The 23,262-nt window shown below is 68.7% G+C and carries 17 protein-coding genes; 10 read left to right on the top strand and 7 right to left on the bottom strand.

Annotated elements, in window-relative coordinates; genetic code table 11:
• Position 1: 1 nt before the first annotated feature.
• A complete protein-coding gene (murJ, locus tag BLT25_RS08110) occupies positions 2-1,639 on the bottom strand; it encodes a murein biosynthesis integral membrane protein MurJ (RefSeq protein WP_091044075.1) in 1,638 nt (545 codons plus the stop codon).
• A gap of 89 nt (positions 1,640-1,728) precedes the next feature.
• Positions 1,729-3,921 (bottom strand): DUF6049 family protein, encoded by a 2,193-nt coding sequence (locus BLT25_RS29795; RefSeq protein WP_176883690.1) that lies wholly within the window; start codon positions 3,919-3,921, stop codon positions 1,729-1,731.
• A 74-nt stretch (positions 3,922-3,995) separates the two neighbouring features.
• Between BLT25_RS29795 and BLT25_RS08120 the strand changes: the two genes are divergently transcribed.
• From BLT25_RS08120 to BLT25_RS08130, 3 genes are all read left to right on the top strand, one after another.
• Positions 3,996-5,420: a CCA tRNA nucleotidyltransferase gene (locus tag BLT25_RS08120; RefSeq protein WP_256328513.1), complete on the top strand. Its 1,425-nt coding sequence runs from the start codon at positions 3,996-3,998 to the stop codon at positions 5,418-5,420.
• Between the two features lie 238 nt (positions 5,421-5,658).
• Entirely contained in the window at positions 5,659-8,187 is a 2,529-nt protein-coding gene (locus tag BLT25_RS08125) for a hypothetical protein (protein ID WP_371113328.1), read from the top strand.
• A gap of 71 nt (positions 8,188-8,258) precedes the next feature.
• Positions 8,259-8,714 carry an SRPBCC family protein gene (locus BLT25_RS08130; RefSeq protein WP_091044083.1) on the top strand — a complete coding sequence of 152 codons (456 nt, stop codon included), beginning with the start codon at positions 8,259-8,261 and terminating at the stop codon, positions 8,712-8,714.
• Between the two features lie 102 nt (positions 8,715-8,816).
• On the opposite strand, the gene BLT25_RS08135 is transcribed toward BLT25_RS08130, so the two are convergent.
• Positions 8,817-10,103 carry a helix-turn-helix domain-containing protein gene (locus tag BLT25_RS08135; RefSeq protein WP_091044086.1) on the bottom strand — a complete coding sequence of 429 codons (1,287 nt, stop codon included), beginning with the start codon at positions 10,101-10,103 and terminating at the stop codon, positions 8,817-8,819.
• A 150-nt stretch (positions 10,104-10,253) separates the two neighbouring features.
• On the opposite strand from BLT25_RS08135, the gene BLT25_RS08140 reads away from it, so the two are divergent.
• Genes BLT25_RS08140 through BLT25_RS08150 form a run of 3 tightly spaced genes read left to right on the top strand, consistent with a single transcriptional unit; the run spans position 10,254 to position 13,272 of the window.
• Positions 10,254-11,348, top strand: a complete 1,095-nt coding sequence (locus BLT25_RS08140) for an efflux RND transporter periplasmic adaptor subunit (protein ID WP_091044088.1) — start codon at positions 10,254-10,256, stop codon at positions 11,346-11,348.
• Complete coding sequence (locus BLT25_RS08145; RefSeq protein ID WP_176883694.1) at positions 11,345-12,052, top strand: ABC transporter ATP-binding protein; 708 nt, start codon at positions 11,345-11,347, stop codon at positions 12,050-12,052. The genes BLT25_RS08140 and BLT25_RS08145 overlap by 4 nt, the downstream gene beginning before the upstream one ends.
• Positions 12,049-13,272 carry an ABC transporter permease gene (locus BLT25_RS08150; RefSeq protein ID WP_091044090.1) on the top strand — a complete coding sequence of 408 codons (1,224 nt, stop codon included), beginning with the start codon at positions 12,049-12,051 and terminating at the stop codon, positions 13,270-13,272. Before BLT25_RS08145 ends, BLT25_RS08150 begins: the two co-directional genes overlap by 4 nt.
• A gap of 63 nt (positions 13,273-13,335) precedes the next feature.
• Here the strand turns inward: BLT25_RS08150 and BLT25_RS08155 are convergent, their stop codons facing one another.
• Together BLT25_RS08155 and BLT25_RS08160 are read right to left on the bottom strand one after the other, a co-directional pair.
• Positions 13,336-14,418 carry an inositol-3-phosphate synthase gene (locus BLT25_RS08155; RefSeq protein WP_091044093.1) on the bottom strand — a complete coding sequence of 361 codons (1,083 nt, stop codon included), beginning with the start codon at positions 14,416-14,418 and terminating at the stop codon, positions 13,336-13,338.
• Positions 14,419-14,463: 45 nt separating this feature from the next.
• The gene (locus tag BLT25_RS08160) at positions 14,464-15,117 is read right to left on the bottom strand and encodes a PadR family transcriptional regulator (RefSeq protein WP_091044095.1); all 654 of its coding nucleotides are present in this window, start codon (positions 15,115-15,117) and stop codon (positions 14,464-14,466) included.
• Between the two features lie 548 nt (positions 15,118-15,665).
• Here BLT25_RS08160 and BLT25_RS08165 point away from each other — a divergent pair.
• Both BLT25_RS08165 and BLT25_RS08170 read left to right on the top strand, forming a co-directional pair.
• On the top strand, positions 15,666-18,206 hold the full coding sequence (locus BLT25_RS08165; protein WP_091044098.1) for a transglycosylase domain-containing protein: 2,541 nt from the start codon (positions 15,666-15,668) through the stop codon (positions 18,204-18,206).
• 12 nt (positions 18,207-18,218) lie between these two features.
• Positions 18,219-19,655 carry a glycosyltransferase family 87 protein gene (locus tag BLT25_RS08170; RefSeq protein ID WP_091044100.1) on the top strand — a complete coding sequence of 479 codons (1,437 nt, stop codon included), beginning with the start codon at positions 18,219-18,221 and terminating at the stop codon, positions 19,653-19,655.
• Here BLT25_RS08170 and BLT25_RS08175 read toward each other — a convergent pair.
• Positions 19,613-20,665, bottom strand: a complete 1,053-nt coding sequence (locus tag BLT25_RS08175; RefSeq protein ID WP_091044102.1) for an alanine racemase — start codon at positions 20,663-20,665, stop codon at positions 19,613-19,615. The genes BLT25_RS08170 and BLT25_RS08175 overlap by 43 nt on opposite strands.
• A gap of 7 nt (positions 20,666-20,672) precedes the next feature.
• Positions 20,673-21,836 carry a lipid II:glycine glycyltransferase FemX gene (locus BLT25_RS08180; protein WP_143033680.1) on the bottom strand — a complete coding sequence of 388 codons (1,164 nt, stop codon included), beginning with the start codon at positions 21,834-21,836 and terminating at the stop codon, positions 20,673-20,675.
• A 290-nt stretch (positions 21,837-22,126) separates the two neighbouring features.
• On the opposite strand from BLT25_RS08180, the gene BLT25_RS08185 reads away from it, so the two are divergent.
• Both BLT25_RS08185 and BLT25_RS08190 read left to right on the top strand, forming a co-directional pair.
• Positions 22,127-22,726, top strand: a complete 600-nt coding sequence (locus BLT25_RS08185) for an RNA polymerase sigma factor (protein WP_091044385.1) — start codon at positions 22,127-22,129, stop codon at positions 22,724-22,726.
• Positions 22,726-23,238: a hypothetical protein gene (locus tag BLT25_RS08190; protein WP_091044104.1), complete on the top strand. Its 513-nt coding sequence runs from the start codon at positions 22,726-22,728 to the stop codon at positions 23,236-23,238. Before BLT25_RS08185 ends, BLT25_RS08190 begins: the two co-directional genes overlap by 1 nt.
• The last annotated feature ends 24 nt before the right edge of the window (positions 23,239-23,262 follow it).

Here is a 23,262-nt window from a genome sequence, read left to right on the forward strand (position 1 = left end):
GTCAACGGCGCAGCCGTCGGGCGACCTGTTGCACCATCGTGGTCAGCTCCTTGACCTGGGCAGCCTGCGCCCCGAGGAGCAGCATGCCGAGATACAGCGCCCCGACGATAGCGGCCCCGATCAAGGCCAGCACCATCGTCGGCTCGTCGTTGATCATGCCCAGCGCCGTGCGGAGCAGCCATGCGGCGGCCGCTGCCACGACGGTCACCATGACCAGGCGGGCGAGGAACCCGAGCAGCCCGCGACCGTCGAGGTCGCCGAGCGTGCGCTTGAGCACGACGTACGAGACGACGGAGCCGATCAGGTAGGACAGCGTGTAGGCGCCGGCGAGCGCGGGCGCGGTGTATTCCGAGGGAACGGCCCTGGTCAGCAGCAGCGCGGCGACGATGTTGGTGGTGGCGACCGAGCACTGGATGAAGAAGACGGTGCGGTTCTGCTCCAGCGAGTAGAAGCCGCGCAGCAGCAGGTAGTGGATCGTGAAGAAGACCAGCCCGGCCGCGAAGACCGACAGCGTTGGGGCGTAGTCCTTGAAGGCGTCGGCGCCGGCGCCGTAGCTGAACAGGATGTGGGCGATGTCCTCCGACAGCACCGGGAGCAGGGCGGCGATCGGGATCACGATGGCGAGCGCGTTGCGCAGCTGCCGCGAGAGCGTACGTCCCAGCTCGGGCAGCTCCCCGGCGGCGCCGTGGCGCGAGAGGAGCGGCAGGATCGCCGTCGCCAGCGAGACCGTGATGATCGAGTGCGGCACCTGGGTGACCAGGAAGCTGTTGGAGTAGACCGTGTAGCCGGTGCCGCCCGCGGCCGAACCGGTCGAGGCGAGCCGCGTCACGATCGTGTACGCCACCTGGTTGACGACCACGAAGAGCACGGTCCACATGCCCAGCTTCGCGGTCTGCGAGAGCCCGGCGCCGCGGAAGTCGAAACGGGGGCGGTAGCGCACACCGGCCTTGTGCAGCACCGGCAGGAGCAGCAGGAACTGGAGGACGATGCCGAGGGTCGAGCCCAGGCCCAGGAGAACCTCCTGGCCGGTGGTGAAGCCACCGACGGAGGAGGGCCCGAAGACGACCAGGTAGGTCACCAGGGTCGTGATCGCGATGATGTTGTTGGCGATCGGGGCCCACATCATCGGGCCGAAGCTGCCGCGGGCGTTGAGAACCTGCCCGACCAGCACGAACATCCCGTAGAAGAAGACCTGCGGCAGGCACCAGCGGGCGAAGTCGATGGCCGACTCGAGCTGGGCCTTGTGATCGTCGGTGTACCAGTCCGCGCCGAGATAGAGGCGCATCAGCAGCGGCGCCCCGATCACCAGGATGATCGTGACGACACCGAGGAAGAGCCCGGCGAGCGTGATGATCCGGTCGGTGTAGGCAGCCCCGCCGTCTGCGTCGTTCTTCTGCGCCTTGACCAGCTGCGGCACGAGCACCGCGTTGAAGACACCACCGGCCAACAGGATGTAGAGCATGTTGGGCACGGTGTTGGCGATGTTGAAGACGTCGGCGTGCAGCCCGGAACCGAGGGCGGCGACGAGGAGTGCCGAGCGGATGAATCCGCTGGCTCGGGAGAAGAGCGTCCCCGCGGCCATCACCGCGCTGTTGGCCAGGACCGAGCCTCCGCCGGACTTCTGCTCGGGCGTTGTCACAGGGCTACCGCTCGCTTCGGTCGTTTCGGTCGCTTCGGCTCCTCGCTCGTCGAGAGCGCCTGAGCTCGTTCCTCGCTCGCGCTCTCCACTCACTCGTCGCCTCCTGACGTACGTACCTTCTTGGCCTTCATGATGCGCCGGGTGAGACGCACGGCGATCGCCGCGAAGAGTAGCGCGCAGCCGGTGCCGACGAACCACCAGATCACTCCGCTCACCTGCGAGGGGCGGATCGGGACGGAGGCGTGGGCGCCCAGCGGGTTGCCCTTGGTGTCGGTGACGACGATCAGAGCGGTGTGGGTGCCGGTGTCGAGCATGCTCGCGGCGAGGTTGAAGCTGGCCTTGGAGTTGGCGTCGAGCTGGACCGGCTCGGAGGTCGCGACCCGCAGCGACTCGTCGGTGATCGCGTCCAGCCGCACCGTGACGGGCTCGTCGAGCTCGTTGCTCAGGGTGACCTGGAACTCGCCGCCCTTCATGCTGGAGAGGATCACCTTCGGCGGTACGGCCACGGTGACCGAGCTGAGCTCGGAGCTGACCTCGCTCAGCGCGTCGGCGGCCGGGTCGGTGTTGCTCTTGCGGGCGGAGTAGGAGATCGAGGTCAGAGCCTCGCTGACGATGTCGGAGGCGACCTCGTCGTTGTGGGTCAGGATCCGCTGCAGCATCTCGCCGGCGCCGATGAGCTCGTTGGCCGTGTCGATCCGGTCGGTGGAGATCTCTGCCTTCATCTCGCGGCGGGGGTAGCGGAGCTTGTCGGTCGTGATCGACGTCGGTTTCTGCCCGGTGAGGGCCTCGTCCAGGGTCGAGGACGCGATCCAGGCGGCCTTGTTCCACGGCGTGACGAACGAGGTCGGGCTCTGCGGAGGGTGCCAGCCGTCGGGGAGCACCGCGATGAGCGGCTTGCCGGAGCCGCGGAGCAGGGCGGCCTCGGCGACGACGCGCTGGCGGACCGAGATCGCGTCGATCGGATCGTTGGGCCCGGGCCCGCCGGCGGCGGCGCCGGAGGAGGTCACGATCATCTGGTGACCGTCGAGGTCGGCGATGACCGGTGCGGTGCCGCGGAACATCCTGTCGCTGACCAGGTTGACCGCACCCGGCTCGAGCAGGTTGACCGCAGCGCGATCGAGGTAGCCGGTCGGCGGCGCGACGGCCGAGGTCGCCTTGATGCCGAGCTCGGCGAGCGCCTGGGCGGTGTGCTCACGCGCCGTGGCCAGCAGGTCGGGGTCGGTCGTGGCAAGCGCGGACAGATCCGGGTCGGCGTAGGGGAGGGCGATCAGGTTGTGACCGGCGAGCGCGTCCTCGAGGCGACCCAGCCAGACCGTCGCGGCCTTCTGCGCGGCCTCGGCCTCCTCGTCGATCGGCTCCTCGGCGTCGGCGTCGGCGCTGGTCGAGGGGCTCGGCAGCAGCGCGGAGGCCGAGGGCGACGCACTCTGGCTCCCGCTCTCCTCCGGCTCCTCCTCACCCTCGTCTGTCGGCGCCAGGTTGCGGGCGGGGTTGCCCTCGGCGAGGTTGCGTACGGCATCGATCAGCGCCGGGTCGATGGCCCAGGTCAGGTCGGGCATCTCGGCGCCGGTCTCGAGCATCCGGAAGAGCCGTCCGCCGGCGCCCAGGTCGCGGGTCCAGCCCGGAAGGTAGTTCACGCTGCCGTCGCCGTTATAGACCACGCTGCGCCGCAGCGGCATCACCAGGGACACCTTCTCGGCCTTGGCCTTCTTGTTCGGCTCCTTGACCAGCGGAAGGAACGTGCGTGCCCGACCGTCGGCGGTGTTCGGCGTGGTGGAGCCGAGCGCGTGGACCCCGAACCAGTAGACCCCGGGCTCGGTGACGTCCAGCTGCCTGCGCGGCACCGAGAGCGACCACGAGTAGGTCTCGCCGGGCGCGAGGTCGGGGATCGCCGCGTACGTCCCCTCGGCCACGATCCGCTCGCCGACCAGGGCGTCCGCGGGCATCTCGGCGGCCTCGGCCAGCTCCTCGGAGGTGGTCATCGGCGTGTCGCCGACGAACGGGTAGACCTTGACGCCGTGCCACTCCTCCTCGGTGGTGTTGGTGACCTTGCCGCGCAGGGTGATCCGGCCCTTGGTGCGCCCGTCGAGGCTGACCGTGTCGAGATCGTCGATGCTCATCGCCAGCGGGTCGGGCTCCGCGGTCTCCTCCGCGGCCCGGGCAGGAGCGGCCAGCGTGGTCGCGGAGAGCATCAGCAGCAGGGGTGCCAGCAGCACCAGGACGAGTGCGGCGGTGACTCGCCCACGTGGCCGTGGCGGCCTCGCCTGATGCTGGCGGACTGGCATGACTTCGAGAATATCTTTCAGGGGGTGCGGTCCTCGTAGACTGCGGCGTTGTGTCCGACAGCCAGCTTCCCCCGATCAGCGTCGCCGATGTTCAGCGATCGGTGACTGCTGAACTGGACCGTATCGCACCTGTCATCGACTCCCTAGGTGAGGCCTTCGCTCGCTCGGGCTTCGAGCTGGCGCTGGTCGGCGGCCCCGTCCGCGACGCGATGCTCGGCCGGCCGCACAACGACCTCGACTTCACCACCTCGGCACGCCCCGAGGAGACCGAGAAGATCCTGCGTACGTGGGGCGAGGCGCTGTGGGACATGGGCCGCGACTTCGGCACCATCGGCACTCGCAAGGGCCCGTGGCAGGTCGAGGTCACCACCTACCGCTCCGAGGCCTATTCGGCCGACTCCCGCAAGCCGGCGGTGGCCTACGGCACCTCCCTGGCCGACGATCTCGTACGCCGCGACTTCACCGTCAACGCGATGGCGGTGCGGCTCCCCGGCCGTGAGGTCGTCGACCTCTACGGCGGTGTGGTCGATCTGGCGACCCGGGTGCTGCGGACCCCTGGGACCCCCGAGGACTCCTTCTCCGACGACCCGCTGCGGATGATGCGCGCGGCGCGCTTCGCCGCCCAGCTCGGCTTCGAGGTCGCGCCGGAGGTCGTCGCCGCGATGACGGACATGGCCTCGCGGATCGAGATCATCTCGGCCGAGCGGGTGCGCGACGAGCTGGTGAAGCTGATCTGCGCGCCCCACCCGCGGCGTGGGCTCTCGCTGCTGGTCGAGACCGGGCTTGCCGACCTGGTGCTGCCCGAGCTGACCGCGCTGCGGATGGAGCGCGACGAGCACAACCGGCACAAGGACGTCTACGAGCACACTCTGACCGTGCTCGAGCAGTCGATCGACCAGGAGGCGCGTCTCGGTGGCGGGCCCGACTTCGTGTCCCGGTTCGCGGCGCTGATGCACGACGTCGGCAAGCCCCGCACCCGGAAGTTCCACGACGACGGCACCGTCTCGTTCCACCACCACGACGTCGTCGGTGCCAAGATGACCCGCAAGCGGATGAAGGCGCTGCGCTTCTCCAACGACGAGATCGAGGCCGTCTCCTCGCTCGTCGAGCTGCACCTGCGCTTCCACGGCTACGGCGACGGGGAGTGGACCGACTCCGCGGTGCGTCGCTATGTGAGGGACGCCGGCGACCAGCTCGACCGGCTCCACATCCTCACCCGCGCCGATTGCACCACCCGCAACCGCCGCAAGGCCGACCGCCTCGCCCGCACCTACGACGCGCTCGAAGCCCGCATCGAGCGGATCTCCGAGGAGGAGGAGCTCGCCGCCCTCCGTCCCGCGCTCGACGGCAACCAGATCATGTCGCTGCTCGACATCCCTGCGGGGCGTGAGGTCGGGGCTGCGTACAAGTTCCTGATGGACCTGCGCCTCGACGAGGGCATCCTCACCGAGGACGAGGCCGCCAAGCGGCTGCTGGACTGGTGGGCCGAGCGCGGCTGATCCGTTCGGGCTATACCCCCGGGGGACTGGGGTGGGCTAGTTTGTGCCGGCGCGATCTGGTCTCGTGGGTCTCACAGAGGTGCGCAACACCCATCTCGACTCTTCGAAGGCAGTTCTCGTGTCTCGTTCCCGCCTCGTCGCGTACGCCTCCATCGTCCCGGCCGTGATCGCGCTGCTCATCCCCTCGGCAGCGGCCGAGGAGCCTGCGCCCACCACCTGCGGTGCCTTGGCCGTCACCGTGGACATCGGTGCGGGCGGTGCGCCGACCGAGGGAGATGACGTCATCGTCGGTACAACGGGGGTGGACGTAATTCACGCCTTGGGCGGTCACGACGTGATCTGCGGACTTGGCGGTGGCAGCGGCGTGGGCACGTCCCTCGACCAGGTCTACGGCGAGGCTGGTGACGACCTGATCATCGGTGGCGCCGGCTCCGACTACATGCGCGGCGGCGACGGCAACGACGTGTTCCGGGGCAGCGGTGGCAACGACTACTACTTCCCGGGGATGGGTGACGACGACATCATCGTCGCGGAGGGCACTTTGACCGGGCGTCTCCTCTACTCCGACGTGTCGGTCGGCGTGAACGTCGACACCAGCCTCTGCGGCCCGCAGGTCGAGACTCCCGCGACGCATCAGGACACCGGCGCCGGGATCGACAGCGTGCCGTGCGATCTCTACCAGGTGAGCGGGAGCCCTCAGGACGACAGGTTGGCCGGGCGTGATGGACGCCGCGAGTATCTCGTTGGCGGTGGTGGTGACGACGTGCTCTACGGCAGCGACATGGCGGAGGGAGAAATCGACAACGACTCGTTCTTGGGCGGTGCGGGCACCGACACTCTGGACTTCAGCCGCGTCGAGCGCCCGGTATCGCTGACTGCTAAGCCGCTTCCGGGGGTGGCCTACTACGACGCGCGCGTCGGGACGGTGGGTGTCGGCGACATCGAGAACCTCGTCGGATCCTCAGCGGCCGACATTCTGTCCGCCGGACCTGAGCCTGCGGTTCTCGACGGCGGCCCCGGACTCGATCGGCTCACCGGTGGCCCTGCCGCGGACACTTTCGTAGACCCGACAGCCAAGATCATCTCTGGCGCAACGTCCGCAGTCACCATCGATGGCACCGCCGGAACCTTCAGCAGCGGGGACACGTTCCCCGTCGCTCCAGGCGTGTCGGTCTGGGGGTCAGGGGCAGATGACGTGATCCGTCCAGGACGTCTGTGCAACATCTACGGTGGCGGAAATGACATGTTCATCATCGATGACACGGTGGCCCCAGAATGTGCGGCGGGCGAGCGAGGAAGCTACACGTACGGAGTCCTGACACTCGACGCATTGAACGAGTCTGCAACGTACGCTCTGGGTGATCCGACCGTCACGACTGCGTCTCGGAGTATCCCGATGCCGGTCATCGCCGGGATGAAGTTGGTCGGCACCCGCTTCGACGATGTACTCGGTGGCGACGACGGCGACAACGTGATCGACGGCGGTCCTGGCAATGACCGCATCGACGGCGGCGCGGGCCTTGACACGGCCACGTACGCGGCGGCCGGGGCCGGTGTCACGGCGTCGACGACGAAGGTGATCGGAGGCGGTGGAACCGACACACTCGCCGACATCGAGAACCTGACCGGCAGCAGCTACCCCGACACCCTCACCGGTGATGCGACAGACAACGTCCTGAACGGTGGTGACGGCAACGATGTGGTCTCGGGCGGTGTTGGTGCAAACGTGGTCAGCGGAGGCGCCGGCAACGACACCGTCGTCAGCGGACCTGATGACGAGCACCTGGCCTGCAGCACCGGGACCGACACCGTCTCGTACGCCGGCGCAGTGTCGGCGATCCGGTTCACCGCCACAGATCCGCACACGGCGTACAACGTCACCGGCGGTGGCGGTAACGACCGAGTCTTCGACTGCGAGAACGTGACCGGATCGAACTACGGCGACACCATCATCGGGACGGGTGTCGACAACGTGCTCACCGGCGGTGGCGGAAACGACACCCTCAATGGCGGAGCGGGTAGTGACACGGTGTCTGGCGGGGACGGCAACGACACGCTCTATGGCAGCGCCGGAAACGACCGGGTGCTCGGTGGCGCAGGCAACGACAGCCTCCGTGGCAATGCTGACAACGACACGGTTGACGGTGGCGGTGGCACCGACACGGTCTCGTACGACTATGCCGCCGGCCGTGTCACTGCTTCGATGACCCGAGCCACGGGCTCCGGCGTCGGCACTGACACGCTGGCGGGCGTCGAGAACGTCACCGGCAGCGGGTACGCAGACACGCTCACCGGCAACGGCGTTGCCAATGTGATCACTGGTGGCGGTGGCAACGACACCCTGGTCGGGGCCGGCGGGAACGACAGGCTGCTCGGCGGCAGTGGTGCCGACGCCCTGCGCGGCGACTCAGGCAACGACACGGTCGATGGCGGGTCGGGGACGGACAGGGCGAGCTTCACAACAGCGACGGGACGGGTCACTTCGACCACGACATCGGCGTCAGGCGGGGCCGGCTCGGACAGGATGTTCGGGATCGAGAACCTCACCGGAGGTGCGTACGCCGACCGGCTCACCGGCAACGGCATCGCGAACGTCATTCAGGGTGGTGGCGGCGCCGACTACCTGTATGGAGTCGGCGGTGCCGACAGGCTCTACGGCGACAGCAGCAACGACCGCCTGTACGGCGGCACCGGCAGCGACTACGGCGACGGCGGGACTGGGCACGACGTGGCGTACTCGATCGAACGTCGACGCAGTATCCCCTGATGGTTCAGCACTCCTGTTGACATCTGGTCACCTACTGTCCATCGAGCCATACTGACGGTACGGTTCCGGGCATGACGACGATCACAGATCTCGAGGCGACGACCACCATCAACGCGACGCCGGCTCAGGTGTGGGCCGCGATCACAGACCTTCCGCGGATGTCCTCGTGGAGTCCGCAGGTGGTGAAGACTGTCGTGTTCGGGCAGGTCAAGGAGGGGACCCGCTTCCTCAACATCAACCACCAGGGCTGGAAGCACTGGCCGACCAACGCCAAGGTCGTACGTTTCTCCCCGCACTCCGACTTCGCCTTCCGGATCACCGAGAACACCACCGTGTGGTCCTACCAGCTCGAGGAGAGCTCCGAGGGGACCGTGGTCACCCACCGTCGCGAGACCCCGACCGGCATCTCCGCGCTCTCGCGCTCGCTGACGAAGGTCGCGTTCGGCGGTCAGGAGAACTTCACCGAGGAGCTGCGTACGGGCATGGCAACCACGCTCGCCAAGCTCAAGGCCGATCTCGAGGGCTGACCCTCCCGCGCCGAGGCGTCGCTCCGGTCGGCCGAAGCGTCAGGCCGGTCGGCCGAGTTGGCAGCGCGTTGACGTCTCGGCCGACGTACGTGACGTCTCGGGTCAGGCCCTTGCCCTGGTCCAGCGGTAGACGCTGCTGGTGGAGACGCCGAGCTGCGCGGCCACGTCGGGGATACGGGCGCCGGCGTCGACAAGGAGCCGGGAGGCCTCGGCCTTGTCGTCGGGGAGATTCGCCATCAGCTCGGCGATCTCGTCGGGAAGGATGTCGGGGTAGTCCATGGCCGGCTCGGGGTCGGGGATGTTCTCCGGGAACGGGATCCGGTCCAGGAGCGCGCCGTCGGAGTCGGACGGTTTGGTCGCCGTGCGTACGTTGCTGAACTGCGGGGCCATCCCGGCGCCCGGGGCCGCGTCTGCGGCCGTGCGCGCGGCGTCGGACACGCGGCTCGAGACGCGGCGTCGAGTATCGGGGGTGGCGAGGGCCGAGGCCATCTCGCGCGTCCGGGTCTCGCGCGCCGGGGTCACCTCGCGGGGTACGTCGGTGACCGAGTCGGAGACGGCGTCGGTGGTCCTGTCGAAGTGGATGCCGGTCGGCGCCTCGATGGCACGGTCGGCGCCAGGAGCGGACGTGACGTGCGGAACCTGCTCCACGACCGGCACGCTGAGCGCCTCGTGCACGTCGGGCAGCGTGATCGGCAGCCGGTCGGCCTGGCGGGTGCCCTCGGCGACCGCGGCGAAGGCGTCGACCCACTGGGTGATCTGGTCGCGCATCGCGCCCGGCGCGACCGAGCGCAGGGCGACCGCCTCGGCGCGCCAGTAGCGCTTCTGGGCGCGCTCCAGCTTCCGGCGGGACGAGGCCGTACGCTTCCGCACCGCCGTGTCGCGAGCCCGGCGCCACTCGACGCGGGTGGCGAGGAGGGCATGCATCCGGGCACCCATCCGCAGGTCGGACCAGGAGCGTTCCATGGCGAGGTGGCGGTCACCGACGAGCGCCAGGTGCCACATCAGGGCGGCCAGCAGCGGCACGATGAACCGGAACGCGGCGGCGGTGGCGGCGTGGCCGAGGTGGATCTCGTGCCAGCCGGCGAAGAACCCGGACGCGGCCGACAGCAGCCAGGTCAGGGTCAGCAGCGTCTGAGCCGGCCGGTCCTGCTGGGCAGCCTCGCGGGCCATCAACGCCACGGTGACCAGCGAGAGCTCGAAGACGCCGGCGAAGGCGTAGGCGTTGATCGCGCCCATGGCGAGCACGTCCCGCCCGAAGCCGACCATGGCGACGTACGCGGCGGCCGTCGAGATCAGCGCGACCGAGACGGCGCCGAAGAGGATGAGGCCGCGTCCGTTTCCTGTCGGGCCCTTGCCTGTCGAGGGGGTCGTGCCGTTGTCGGGACGCATCGTGGGGTCTCCCGTACCTGAGGCGATCGATCGTTTCGGCCCCGGAGTCTAGGGGATGGAACACGTGTTCGAGACGTACGTGGATGGAGTGTTGACAACCCGACGGAAATTCGGCCGCCGCGCCCCCGAGGCCGGGGCTACAGTCCGGGCATGTCGAAGACGGCGGTGCGCCGCGTACTTTTCAAGTCGTTCTGGGCGGTGATCGGCCTGGCCATCGCAGTGAGCCTCTTCAAGCTGGCCTTCACCGGCTCGACGCAGGATGCCGACGGGGCGCCACTGACACCGACCGGGAAGATCCCGCCGGAGGAGGTCGTCGCCGAGAAGGGCACCATCTCCAACTCGCTCACGGTGGACGGGACGATCGTGATCGACAAGCCGGTCTCGGCCACCAGCTCGGTCACCGGAGTGCTGGCGCACAGGTTCGCCGAGACGGGCGCCCGGGTGAAGAAGGGCGACAAGCTCTTCCAGGTGCGCGCCGAGGAGGAGTCGGTCGAGGAGCCCGTCGAGGAGCCCGGGAAGGTCGACGACGCGACCGGCGACGGTGATCGCGACGACGTACCGGTCGAGCCGTCGCCGCCCAAGCCGGTCTATCACTGGTACACCGTCGTCGCGCCCGCAACCGGCATCGTCGGCAACTACGCCGCCGAGCTGATGGGCGAGGTGACCGAGGACGGAGTGGTCGTCTCGATCCGTCCCACGACCTTCCACGCGGTCGGGGCGATCTCGCCGCTGGACCGCTACCGGCTGGCGAGCAACCCGGACCGGGCGACGGTGACCATCGAGGGCGGCCCGAAGCCGTTCACCTGCACCGACCTGAGCATCGGCGACGCGGCGACGGAGACGATCACCGGCGACGCACCCGAGGGCGAGATGATGGAAGGGGAGCAGGGCGCCGAGGGCGACTCCGGGGCGGGCGCCCGGATCAGCTGCCTGGTGCCCGGGAAGGTGACCGTCTTCGACGGTCTGACGATGACCATGGCCATCGACGCCGGGAAGAGCGACGGGGACGTCGTCACCATCCCGGTCACCGCGGTCACCGGACTGGTCGGCGACGGCAGCGTCTGGGTCGTCGGCGCGGACGGCACCCCGACCGAGCAGCCGGTCAGGCTCGGCGTGACAGACGGCAAGCTCGTCGAGGTCACCAGCGGGCTGAAGGCCGGCGACTCGGTCCTGCGCTACGTCCCTGGCTCGAAGGAGTCGGCCGACGACGGCATGTCCGAGGAACTGCCCGCGGGGGAGCTGTGAGCGCGGAGGAGCTCCTCAGGCTCACCGGGGTGGCCCGCACGGTCGAGCTCCCCGACGGCGAGGACCTGCACATCCTGACCGGCGTCGACCTGGACGTACGGCGCGGCGACCATGTCGGCATCGTCGGCCGTTCCGGCACCGGCAAGTCGACGCTGCTGAACCTGCTCGGCCTGCTGGACCGGCCCACGGGAGGCACCCTGGAGTGGGCCGGTCGCAACGTCACCGACATCAGCAACCGGCAGGCGGCCCGGATCCGCGGGCGCGATGTCGGCTTCGTCTTCCAGCAGTTCAACCTGCTGCCGGGGCGTACGGCCCTGGAGAACGTGATGGCTCCGCTCCTGTACGCCTCGGGCAGGGAGTTCTGGCAGCGGCGCCGGATCGCGGCAACGATGCTCGACAAGGTGGGGCTCGGCGACCGGCTCGACGCGATGCCGCAGTTCCTCTCCGGCGGCGAGCAGCAGCGCATCGCCATCGCCCGCGCGCTCGTCCGGACGCCGTCGGTCGTCCTGGCCGACGAGCCGACGGGAGCGCTTGACGTCGAGACCGGCGCGATGGTGATGAAGCTGCTCGACCAGGCGACCTACGACTCCGGCGCGGCGCTGATCACGATCACCCACGACCAGAACGTCGCCGCCCTGGCCCGCCGCCGGTTCCGGCTCGCCGAGGGGCGGCTGCACCCGCTGACCGAGGAGGCGGTCGCATGAGGACGGCGCTGGCACGCCTCGCCACCGGTCTGGCCGCCTCGACCGTCGAGGCCTGGCAGGAGCTGCGCATCCACAAGCTCCGGGTGCTGCTGTCGCTGGTCGGGGTGGCGGTCGCGGTCGCCTCCATCACCGCGACGGTCGCTGCCGGCCAGATCGCGAAGCAGATGTTCACCGAGTCCTACGAGGTCGACGGGCGACCGGCGCACATCTCGATCTTCGCCTACGACGAGAGCAGCGGCATGCCGCTCTCCGTCGAGCGGGTCCGGCCCGCGTTCCAGACGGTCGCGGAGCGGTTCGACGTGACGTACGCATCGGCGAGGATCTCCGCGTACGACATCAAGGCGAGCACCGCGGGCAGCAGCAAGCGGGTCGAGCTGATGGGGGTCGACCCCGGGTACGCAGCCATCCATCGGGTCGTGGTGCCGCAGGGCCGTTGGCTCGAGGAATCGGATGGGGAGCGCCTCTCGCCGGCGCTCGTGATCGACGAGACCTTCGCGAAGAAGCTCGGTCTGCAGGGGACGCCGCTGCCGACCTCGGTCGAGCTCGACGGCCAGGGGATGTCGGTGACCGCCACGATCGTCGGCGTGACCAGCCTGCGGGGCTACGGCACCCCGCGCGCGTTCATGCTGGCCGACTCGCTGGAGCACTGGCAGGCCGGAGCCCCCACGGACGCCAGCTACGAGATGTGGGTGCCGATCGACGGCGCCGACGAGCTCGCCAACGAGATCGGGATGGCGATGCGCGCCGAGCTCCCGGGTCTCCAGGTCGACGCCCAGCGCGACGACTACATGGCGTGGGGCGGCGAAGACCCGATCGGCCCGATCAAGTGGGTGATCATCGGGATCGCCGGGATCATCCTGCTGCTCGGCGCCCTGAGTCTGCTCAACATCGCGCTGGTCACCATCCAGCAGCGGATCCGGGAGATCGGGATCCGGCGCAGCTTCGGCGCGACCACGGGGCGGGTGTTCTTCTCGGTGCTGATGGAGAGCGTCGTGGCCACCGTCGTCGCGGGCGTGATCGGCGTGCTCCTGGCCGTGGCCGCTGTCAAGAACCCGCTGGTGGAGAAGTACGTCCTCCAGGGCATCGACGACGTCCCGCCCTTCCCGCTCTCGGCGGCGTTCCTCGGCCTCGCCGTCGCGCTTGCGGTCGGCGCGATCGCGGGCATCCTCCCGGCGATGATCGCCGCACGGGTCAAGATCATCGACGCGATCCGCTTCTGACTCCGCGGTCGAAATGCGACTGCCCCGGGTGCCAGGCACCCGGGGCAGCTCAACGGCAGCGGGTCACTCGCCGCGGATGAACGCCTCCAGCTGAACGCGACCCTCGGTGTCCTCGATCTGAACCGGCGGGCTCTTCATCAGGTAGGCCGAGGCCGGGATGATCGGGCCGCCGATGCCGCGGTCCTTGGCGATCTTGGCGGCACGGACGGCGTCGATGATGATGCCGGCGGAGTTCGGGGAGTCCCAGACCTCGAGCTTGTACTCCAGGTTGAGCGGGACGTCACCGAACGCGCGACCCTCGAGCCGGACGTACGCCCACTTGCGGTCGTCGAGCCACTGCACGTAGTCCGACGGGCCGATGTGCACGTTGCGGTCGTCGATCTTGTCGGCCAGCTCGCCCTTGAGGTTGGAGGTGACCGCCTGGGTCTTGGAGACCTTCTTGGACTCCAGGCGCTCGCGCTCGAGCATGTTCTTGAAGTCCATGTTGCCGCCGACGTTGAGCTGGTACGTACGGTCCAGCGCGACGCCGCGGTCCTCGAACAGCTTGGCCATGACGCGGTGGGTGATGGTGGCACCGACCTGCGACTTGATGTCGTCACCGACGATCGGGACGCCGGCGTCCTCGAACTTCTTGGCCCACTCGGGGTCGGAGGCGATGAAGACCGGCAGCGCGTTGACGAAGGCGACGCCCGCGTCGATCGCGCACTGGGCGTAGAACTTGTCCGCCTCCTCCGACCCGACGGGAAGGTAGGAGACGAGGACGTCGACCTCCTTCTCGCGCAGGATCGAGACGACGTCGACGGGGTCGAGGCCGGACTCGGAGATCGTCTGGCGGTAGTACTTGCCCAGACCGTCGAGCGTGGGGCCACGCTGGACCTCGACGCCCTTGAACGGGACGTCGGCGATCTTGATGGTGTTGTTCTCGGAGGCGTTGATCGCCTCGGAGAGGTCCTTGCCGACCTTCTTGTCGTCGACGTCGAAGGCGGCGACGAACTCGACGTCGGAGATGTGGTAGTCCCCGAACGTGACGTGCATGAGGCCCGGGACGGTGGCCGTCGGGTCGGCGTCCCGGTAGTACTCCACACCCTGGACCAGGGAGCTGGCACAGTTGCCGACTCCCGCGATTGCTACACGAACCGAACCCATCGGGGCTCCTTCCAATACTCCTGGGCCGACTCACCGGCCCGGAGATCATTTCTCGTTCTCTTGGCTGCTCTGCGCTGTGCGCGAGACGTCCGCTTCGTCGCGTACGCCATCGTCATCCCCCAGATCCCCCCGACCCGCTGCCTGCTCATCGATCGCAGGCTTGGGGTTGCGCTCGGCGTCGATCAGCGAGGAGAGCCATCGGACCTCCCGCTCGACCGACTCGACACCGTGACGCTGAAGCTCGCGGGCGTAGGAGTCGACCTCTTTCTGGGTCATGGCAAGCTCGCGTTGCACCCGGTCGAGCCGCTCCTGGAGCCGGCTGCGACGTCCTTCGAGGACGCGGAGCCTGATCTCCATGTCGGTGCGACCGAAGAACGCGAACCTGATGTCGAAGGTGTCGTCCTCCCAGGCCATCGGACCGACCTCGGACATGAGCTGGGTGAACTCACGTTCGCCGGCCGGTGTCAGCTGGTAGACGATCCGCGGACGCCGGGTCACCGGCGTGACGGTCTGCGCCGCCTCCTCGATGAGGTGCTTGCGCAGCATCTTCTTCAGAGCCGGGTAGAGAGAGCCGTACGACAGCACTCGCCCCCAGCCCAGCATCAGGTTGAGCCGCTTGCGCAGCTCGTAGCCATGCATAGGCGACTCGTGCAGCAGCCCAAGGACTGCCAACTCGATCGTCTCTGCGCGACGTGCCATGCGACCTATCGTACCGATATATCCGCGATGGCAAATAGAGACCTAAGTCTTGTCTGAATACGCCGGACGAGACCACTTCGATGCAACCGTCACCGAACTGTTGACGTCGGGTGACTCGACGCGCGCTGGGCGTGGATGCGGGAGCGCTAGCGTCGATTGCGTACGCTGATGGCTGCCGTTCACCTACCCGAGGACCCACCCGGGGAAGGCCAGGCAAGCGTCGCGCGTCAGGTTGATGGGATTCCCTCGGGGGGATTCAGCGACGTCGGGGGATTGTCAGTGTCAGCCCGTCCGGTCACGTGCCGGGCAGTCACAGGAGCAGTGCTACACCCGTGAGCGACCCATCCGGCGGCTTTTCTCAGAGGCCCAGCCCCCGCAGTGCCAGTCCCCGTAGATCCGATCTCGGCGGGCAGCAAGGACGACCCCAGGGCGGACCGCGCCCACCTCAGGGTGGTCCAGGCGGTCGACCGCCGGCTCCGCGCCGCCCGCAGGGCGCTCCCCAGGGCGCGCCCTCAGGTGGTCGCCCCCAGCCCCGCGGCCAGCGGCCGATGCCTCCGGGCGGACCCCGACCCGGTCAGCGGCAGCCCTACCCGCCGGGACCCCGTCGTCCCGGTGAGCCCCCGGTCGACCGTCTCGGTCAGCGGCCCGCACGTCCCGAGCGCGGCGGCGGCGGTCGCGGGCCGCGTGACCCCAACTCCGTAGCCGGCGCGCCGAACGGCCGCTTCGATGACGAGGGGCTGGACAAGAAGGCTCTGGCCCGCAAGGTCGGCAAGATCGCGGCGATCGTCGCCCTGGTGATGGCGCTGATCGGCAGCGGCGCGGTGATCATCTCCTACAACATGATCTCCGTCCCCAGCGCCAACGCGGCGTTCGAGGCCGAGTCGAGCTTCGTCTACTACGCCGGTGGCAAGAAGGAGGTCGGCCGCTTCCAGGCGGGCGACCAGAACCGTGACGCGCTGAGCGTGGACGAGATGCCCGCGCTCGTGAAGGACGCCGCGGTGGCGGCCGAGGACCGCAGCTTCTACGAGAACAACGGCATCGACCTCAAGGGCATCGCGCGCACGCTCTTCACCAACGCCACCACCGGCAGCGCGGGCGGTGCGTCGACGATCACCCAGCAGTACGTCAAGAACCTCTACCTGACCCAGGAGCGCACCTACTCGCGCAAGGTCAAGGAAGCGGTGATCTCGCTCAAGATCAGCCGCCAGAAGTCCAAGGACGAGATCCTCACCGGCTACCTCAACACCGTCTACTTCGGCCGTGGCGCCTACGGCGTCCAGGCCGCCGCGAAGACCTACTTCCGCAAGTCGGCCAAGGACCTCAACATCAAGGAAGCCGCGGCGCTGACCGCGATCCTCAACAACCCCAACGGCTTCGACCCGGAGAAGGAAGGCAAGGACTCCGGCGGCACCGAGCTGCTCGGCCGTTACCAGTACGTCCTCAAGGGCATGGGCGAGCTCCAGGCCTCGGGCAAGGCGCTCAGCAAGTACGACGACGCCACCCTCGAGAAGTCCAAGGAGGCGCTGCCCAAGTTCCCCAAGCCGCTGGCCGACAGCCGCCTCGGCGGCCAGAAGGGTCACGCGCTGACCCTGGTGAAGAACGAGCTGAAGTCCCTCAAGGACGAGAACGGCAACCCCCTCTTCACCGAGGAGGAGATCGACAGCAAGGGGCTGAAGGTCACCACAACGCTCAGCGCGAAGGCGATGAAGACCGCGGAGGACGCCGTCAGGGACGTGCGCCCCAGCGACAAGAAGGCGGTCAGCGCAAAGCACCCCGAGAACGAGCTGCACGTCGGTGCCGCCACGGTCGATGTGAAGACCGGTGCCCTCAAGGGCTTCTACGGCGGCCAGGACTACCTCGACTCCCAGATCAACTGGGCGGCCTCGGGCGGTATGGCCGGTTCGACGATGAAGCCGTTCACGATGGCGGCTGCGCTTGAGGCGGGCTACTCGCTCAAGGACACCTGGACCGGCGAGGGCGGTTGGGAGATCCCGGGCACTGACCGAGTGGTCCGCAACTCGGGCCAGACCGCGGCGGACCCCACCGGTCACGGCTACGGCGACCACATCACCGGCATCAAGGCCATGGAGGAGTCGGTCAACACGTCGTTCGTCCAGATGTCGACCTCCTTGCCCAACGGCAGCGCAGATGTCTATGACATGGCGGTCAAGTCGGGCCTGCCGCCGCAGGCAGACGAGGCTGAGGACGCACCGGCGGACTACCGCTCGATGCCTGCCTTCTCCACGGACTTCTACGCCAAGGACTATCTGATCACCCTGGGCAAGGGCCGGATGAGTCCGATCAACATGGCCAACGCCTACGCGACCATCGCCAACGGCGGCATGCGAAACACGGTGCACGTCGTCTCGAAGGTGGTCGACGCCGACGGCGACGTTGCCTACGAGTGGAACCAGCGCGACGGCGAGGAACGGGCGATGTCCGAGGACGCCGCCGATGACACCTCCTACGCGCTTCAACAGGTCGTGAAGAACGGCACCGGCCAGACCGTCAGCAGCATCAGCCAGCCGGCTGCAGGCAAGACAGGCACCGCGACCAACGACGACGGCGACGTGTCTTCGGCGTGGTTCGCGGGATATACCCCGCAGCTCGCGACGGCAGTGATGTACGTCCGTGGCAAGGGCGCCGGCAAGCTCGACGGCTGGCTCGACTCCTACTTCGGAGCCGGCTACCCAGCCGAGACCTGGGCCACGATGATGGGCGCATTGACCGATGATCTCGACATCGAGGAGTTCCCGGAGCCGGCCTGGATGGATGGCGAGGCGCCGATGGAAGGCCACGAACCCTCGCTGACCGCCACCCCGACCCCCACCCCGACCGAGTCGGCGGACTGCTCCAAGAAGGACGAGCGCAAGGGTCTCTGCATCCCGATCGAGGAGCCGGAGGAGAGCCAGAGTCCCACGGATGGCGCCACCGACGGTGACCCGGACCCGTCGGCGACCCCCGACGAGCCCGAGGCGACCGATCCGACGGTGACCGAGACCGCGTGCGACTGGTTCGGCGATTGCGAGTCGTCCTCGCCACCGGCGGATGGCAATAATGGGGGCGGCAATGGCGCTACCACCGAATAGGGCACTTACTTCGTGACTGATGGTCCAGTGACCGCCCCCACGGCGGAGGATCCGGTTGTCCGGACCGCCTCCACCGCGGTGGGCGGTCCTCTCGGGGGACTCGCACACGGCCGACGGCGCTGGTTCAGCGCGGTCGGCCTGCTGCTGCTGCTGACCTCGCTGACGTTCGCGATCGGGATGGTCTCCAAGCAGACCTGCTACAACGCCACCTGGACCAACGGCGACACCCGATACACCCACTTCTGCTACTCCGACCTGCCCTATCTCTACGTCGACCGTGGACTGGCCGAGCAGGAATGGCCCTACTCCTCCGATCCTGAGGTCCGGGCGCGCTATCAGCAGGTGATGGAGTATCCGGTCGGCATCTCCTACTACGCCTGGGCGACGTCCCACGTCACCGACTGGCTGACCGACACTCCCGACGAGGACGAGCGCCATCTCGTCGAGACCTCCAGCTTCTGGGGTCAGCCAGGCATGCACCACGAGATCCGGACCTTCATCGTCGTCAACGTCATCGGCTTCGCGGTCGCGGCGCTGCTCTCGGCCTGGTTCCTGGCGCGTACGCACCGCCGACGGCCCTGGGACGCGGCCGCGTTCGCGCTAGCCCCGGTGCTGGCGGCGACCGGGATCATCAACTGGGACATGCTGGCCGTGGTCTTCGTGGCCGGGGCGCTGTGGGCGTGGTCGCGAGATCGGCCGCTGCTGACCGGCATCCTCATCGGACTCGGCTGCGCGACCAAGCTCTACCCGCTCTTCCTGCTCGGCGGGCTGGTGGTGATCTGCATCCGGCGCCGCCGCTACTACGACCTGGCGGTCGCCGCCCTGGCAACGGTCCTCGCCTGGGTGCTCGCCAACCTGCCCGCGATGGCCACCGGCCTGGAGGAGTGGAAGGTCTTCTGGAGCTTCAACTCCGAGCGCGGCCCCGACCTCGGCTCGCTGTGGCTCGTCGTCCAGCAGGCCAGCGACGCGACGATCTCGGCGCAGACGGTCAACCTCGTCTCCTGGGCCTTCTTCATCGCCTGGTGCAGCGGCGTACTCATCATCGGGCTGACGGCTCGCGAGACGCCACGGCTGGCGCAGCTCGGCTTCCTGATCGTCGCCGGGTTCCTGCTGGTCAACAAGGTCTATTCACCGCAGTACGTCCTGTGGCTGCTGCCGCTGGCCGTCCTCGCCGTGCCACGCTGGCGTGACCAGCTCATCTGGCAGGCCGGTGAGCTCTTCTACTTCGTCGCGGTCTGGTGGTATCTCGCCGACATCCTGGCCGGCAGCGGTGGGGACCAGCCGGTCTACTGGTTCGCGATCCTCGCCCGGGTCGCCGCCGAGATCTATCTGATCGTGGTCGTGGTCCGGGAGATCTACGAGCCGTGGCGCGATCCGGTCCGGTGGACCGAGGCTCGCGCGGAGGCTCAGGAATCCAGGACGATCTCGTCGAACGAGGTCGCGGTGTAGCGCACCCGCACCTCGAGCTCCTCGCCGACCTCGGGCACGCGCGCGCCCGAGGGGAGCATGAGCATCGACTCCTGCATGTGTGGCGGCTCGGCGAACCAGAGCGCCTTGCCGTCGAGCGTGTAGGGCGAGCGCGACTGTCCCATGGCGTCGAGTCCGCCGCGGGCGACCGCGAGGGCGCGGGAGCGCAGGTGGGTGTCGCCCAGCGGCGCCTCGAGCCCGATCCCGTGGGCGGTGCCGCCGGAGGCGACCACCAGATGACCGGCGCGCATCGCGGTGCGGCCGCGGTAGCCGTAGGAATATCCCCGCTCGAGCGGGTGTACGTCCTCGACGGTCGCGGTCACGGTGAGCGCGCCGCGGTCACCGAGCCACAGCGCGGTGCCGACGCGGGGCCGGAAGGTGATGTCGCCGTAGGCCGCGCGCAGCTGGGCCAGCTCGTTGGCGCTCAGGTGGGAGACCCACACCGTCTTCGCCTCGGCGCCGACGACGGCGTCCATCTGGGCGCGTACCTCGGCGAGCGAGCCGCCGTCGAGGCCGAAGTGCATGGTGATGCCCTCGAAACGGGCGTGCTCGCGGGCGACCGCGGCGGTCGGCCACAGGTCGCTCGGCGTCATCCCGTGGCGCCGCATCGAGGTGACCAGCTCGAGGATCACCCGCGCGCCGGGCTGGCGCTCCAGCAGCAGCGGCAGGTCCTCGGGGCGGCTGATGGTGTGGATGATCCGGTCGGCGATCTCCGGGTTGATCTCGGGCGAGTAGGGCCGCCACGGGGTCAGGACGTAGATCGAGCCACTGAACCGGGTCGCCACCTCCCACACCTCGTTGTAGGTGCCCACCGCGAGCGTGTCGACGCCCGTGCCGAGACTGTTGAGCCACTCGGTCTGGTGGGCGAGCTTGCGCAGGGTCAGGCCGTAGCCGTTGCCCTTCGCCACCGGGACCAGGCCAGGAGTCGCCTCGGCGAAGGTCTGGACGTGCTTGCGCCAGCGATCGGCGTCAACGGTCAGTTTCAGCGGCATACGGTGATCAGCGCCTCTTCATGTAGACATCGAAGGCCGTGTAGATCGGCTTGTTCAGCGGCAGGTCCCACTCCCCGGCGTACTCCACCGCTTGGCCACCGGTGCCGACCTTGAACTGGATCAGCCCCACGTGGGAGTCGTCGGTGGAGAGTGTCGGGGTGATGCCGCGCAGGTCGTAGGTGGTCGCGCCGGCGGCCATGGCGTCCTGGATCATCGCCCACTGGAGGGCGTTGGAGCCACGTACGTCTCGCTTCTCGGTCGAGGAGGCGCCGTAGGAGTACCAGGCGTGCTTGCCGACGCGGACCATGATGGTCGCGGCGACGAGGTCGCCCTCGTGTCGGGCCAGGAAGAGCTTGATGCGCTCCGGATCCTCGTTCGACATCGCCCAGAACATGGTGCTGAAGTAGCTCCGCTGCCGCGGCGTGAAGTGGTCGCGCGCGGCGGTGTGGACGTAGAGATCGTGGAATGCGCTCAGGTCGCCCTCGAAGTCGCCGTCGGCAGGGTTGGTGGGGGAGGTGACGGTCACCTCGACGCCCATCTTGGCCGACTTCTTGATGTTGCGGCGCCAGAGCTGGTTCATCCCCTTGAGGACCTCGTCCTCGGTCTTCGGGGTGCCGTCCTCGTGCGCCAGCGGGATGACGAAGTTGTACTGCGGCTGCCCCGCGCCGAAGCCGTCCTCGGGAGACTGGAGCCGCCAGCCCGCCGCCCGCAGCTGCGAGACGACGCGTGCGCCGGTCGCATCGCGGTGGGTCGGAGTCAGCTGGTTGAGCCGCTGGACGGTGTCGTCGGCGATGCCGTCCTTGACCTGGTTGGCGTTCCAGGTCGCTGTGGTGACCGGCGGTCCGATGCGGATGCCGAAGGCGCCGTTCTTCTTCAGGTACGCCGCCAGCGGCTCCAGCCACGGAGCCAGGTCGCCCGACCAGTCGATGCTCGGGCCCTCCGGCAGGTAGGCGAGGGTGAACCGCTCCAGCTTCGGGACCGGCCGGTGCAGCACGAGCGCGGCCCCGACGATGGAACCGCCCTGGAGGCTGTCGAACCATCCGACCGACTCCGAGCGCCACTCGGTCTTGACCTGGGCCCACGACGGGGTCTGGAGGAAGCTCACGCTGGGTTGCTTCTCGATGAAGGCGAGATGCTCCGCAGCGGTGATGGGGCGCACGGTGAGACTCACCCGCAGAAGGCTACCCGCTCCGGCGGTGGGGCCGAATCCCGGTGGTCGCGCTTGCCGGGAGCACTGTCGGCGAGCCTCTCAGCGCCCCAATGTGGGGACAATCGCCCCGCTCCCTAGTGAGTCCGTGGCGCTGAGCCGCTATTGTCGGCGACCAGATGTATCACGGCTTGGGGCCTGACCTCCTTGTTGCCGTGACAGCAACTATGACCACCACGATGGCGCGCCCGCGCGTCATCTGGCCCCGCAGCGGCTCCGCGCCGATCCGGAGGCCGCCGGTCGAGGAGGGGACTGTGACACGGGTGCGACGCGGGGTCGGGCATGCCGACGCACCCGCGACCGTATGGTCCCGGGCCACAGCCGACTTCGACCGTTGGCTCAGCGGCGACTCCGCCGCCCTCGACGAGCTGGTAGCGACGATGACGCCCGTCTTGTGGCAGGTCGCGCGCTCCTACCGGCTCACCCAGGAGCAGGCCGAGGACGTCGTCCAGAACACCTGGCTCAGCTTCGTACGCAAGCACTCCTCGATCCTCGACACCGCAGCCGTCGGTGCCTGGCTCACCCTGACCACGCGTCGTGAGGCCTGGCGGGTCGCGAAGCGATCCGGGCGTGACGTACCCGTGGAGGACGAGGCCCTCGAGTCCCGTGTCCCGACGCAGCGCTCCGCGGAGTCGCTGGTCGTCGAGGGTGACCGCAACGCGCTCATCTGGGCAGCTGTGGAGTCGCTCCCGGAGAGGTGTCGGCGGCTGCTGCGCGTGGTCGCCTTCTCCGACCGGCCCGACTACGCCAGCCTGGCCGAAGAGCTCGAGATGCCCATCGGCAGCATCGGCCCCACCCGCGGCCGCTGTCTCGGGAAGCTGCGGGATGCACTTGAGAACGAGGGGGTGTCGTGATGGGTCGCTCGGAGGAGCCCACACGCGAGGAGCTGCTCGGCCTGGTTCGGCAGGCCTATGTGTCCGGTGATCCGGTGCCCGGCGGCCTGATCTCCCGGATGCAGGCGGCCGCCGCCGGCGCCGCCGAGGAGTCCGGACTCGGGCTCGACCTGGAGCTGATGCTCCTGGTGGAGTCGTCTTCTGATGTGGAGGCCGCCGGGGTCCGCTCCGCCGCTCCCGCCTCCGCCCGCTCCGCCTATACGTTGCGCTTCGCGCAGTCCGGAGTCGATGTCTTGGTGCGTGTCGCCTCCGACACCGACACCACCGCCCGCCTCGACGGCTGGGTCGTCCCCGGCTCGCCCATGACCGTCCGCGCCATCCGCGCCGACGAAGTCCGTACGCCGATCGTCGCCGTGACGTTGGGCGCCTCGGGGCGCTTCGAGCTCACCTCGCTGCCCGCCGGTCTCATCCGGCTCCGCTTCGAGCCCGCCGACGGCTCTGCTGCCTTTCTCACCCCCACGTTCGAGATCTGACCCAGGAGTAACAGTGCATTCCAA

Origin of the sequence: Nocardioides sp. YR527 (assembly GCF_900101045.1) — a bacterium.
Lineage (GTDB): Bacteria > Actinomycetota > Actinomycetes > Propionibacteriales > Nocardioidaceae > Nocardioides.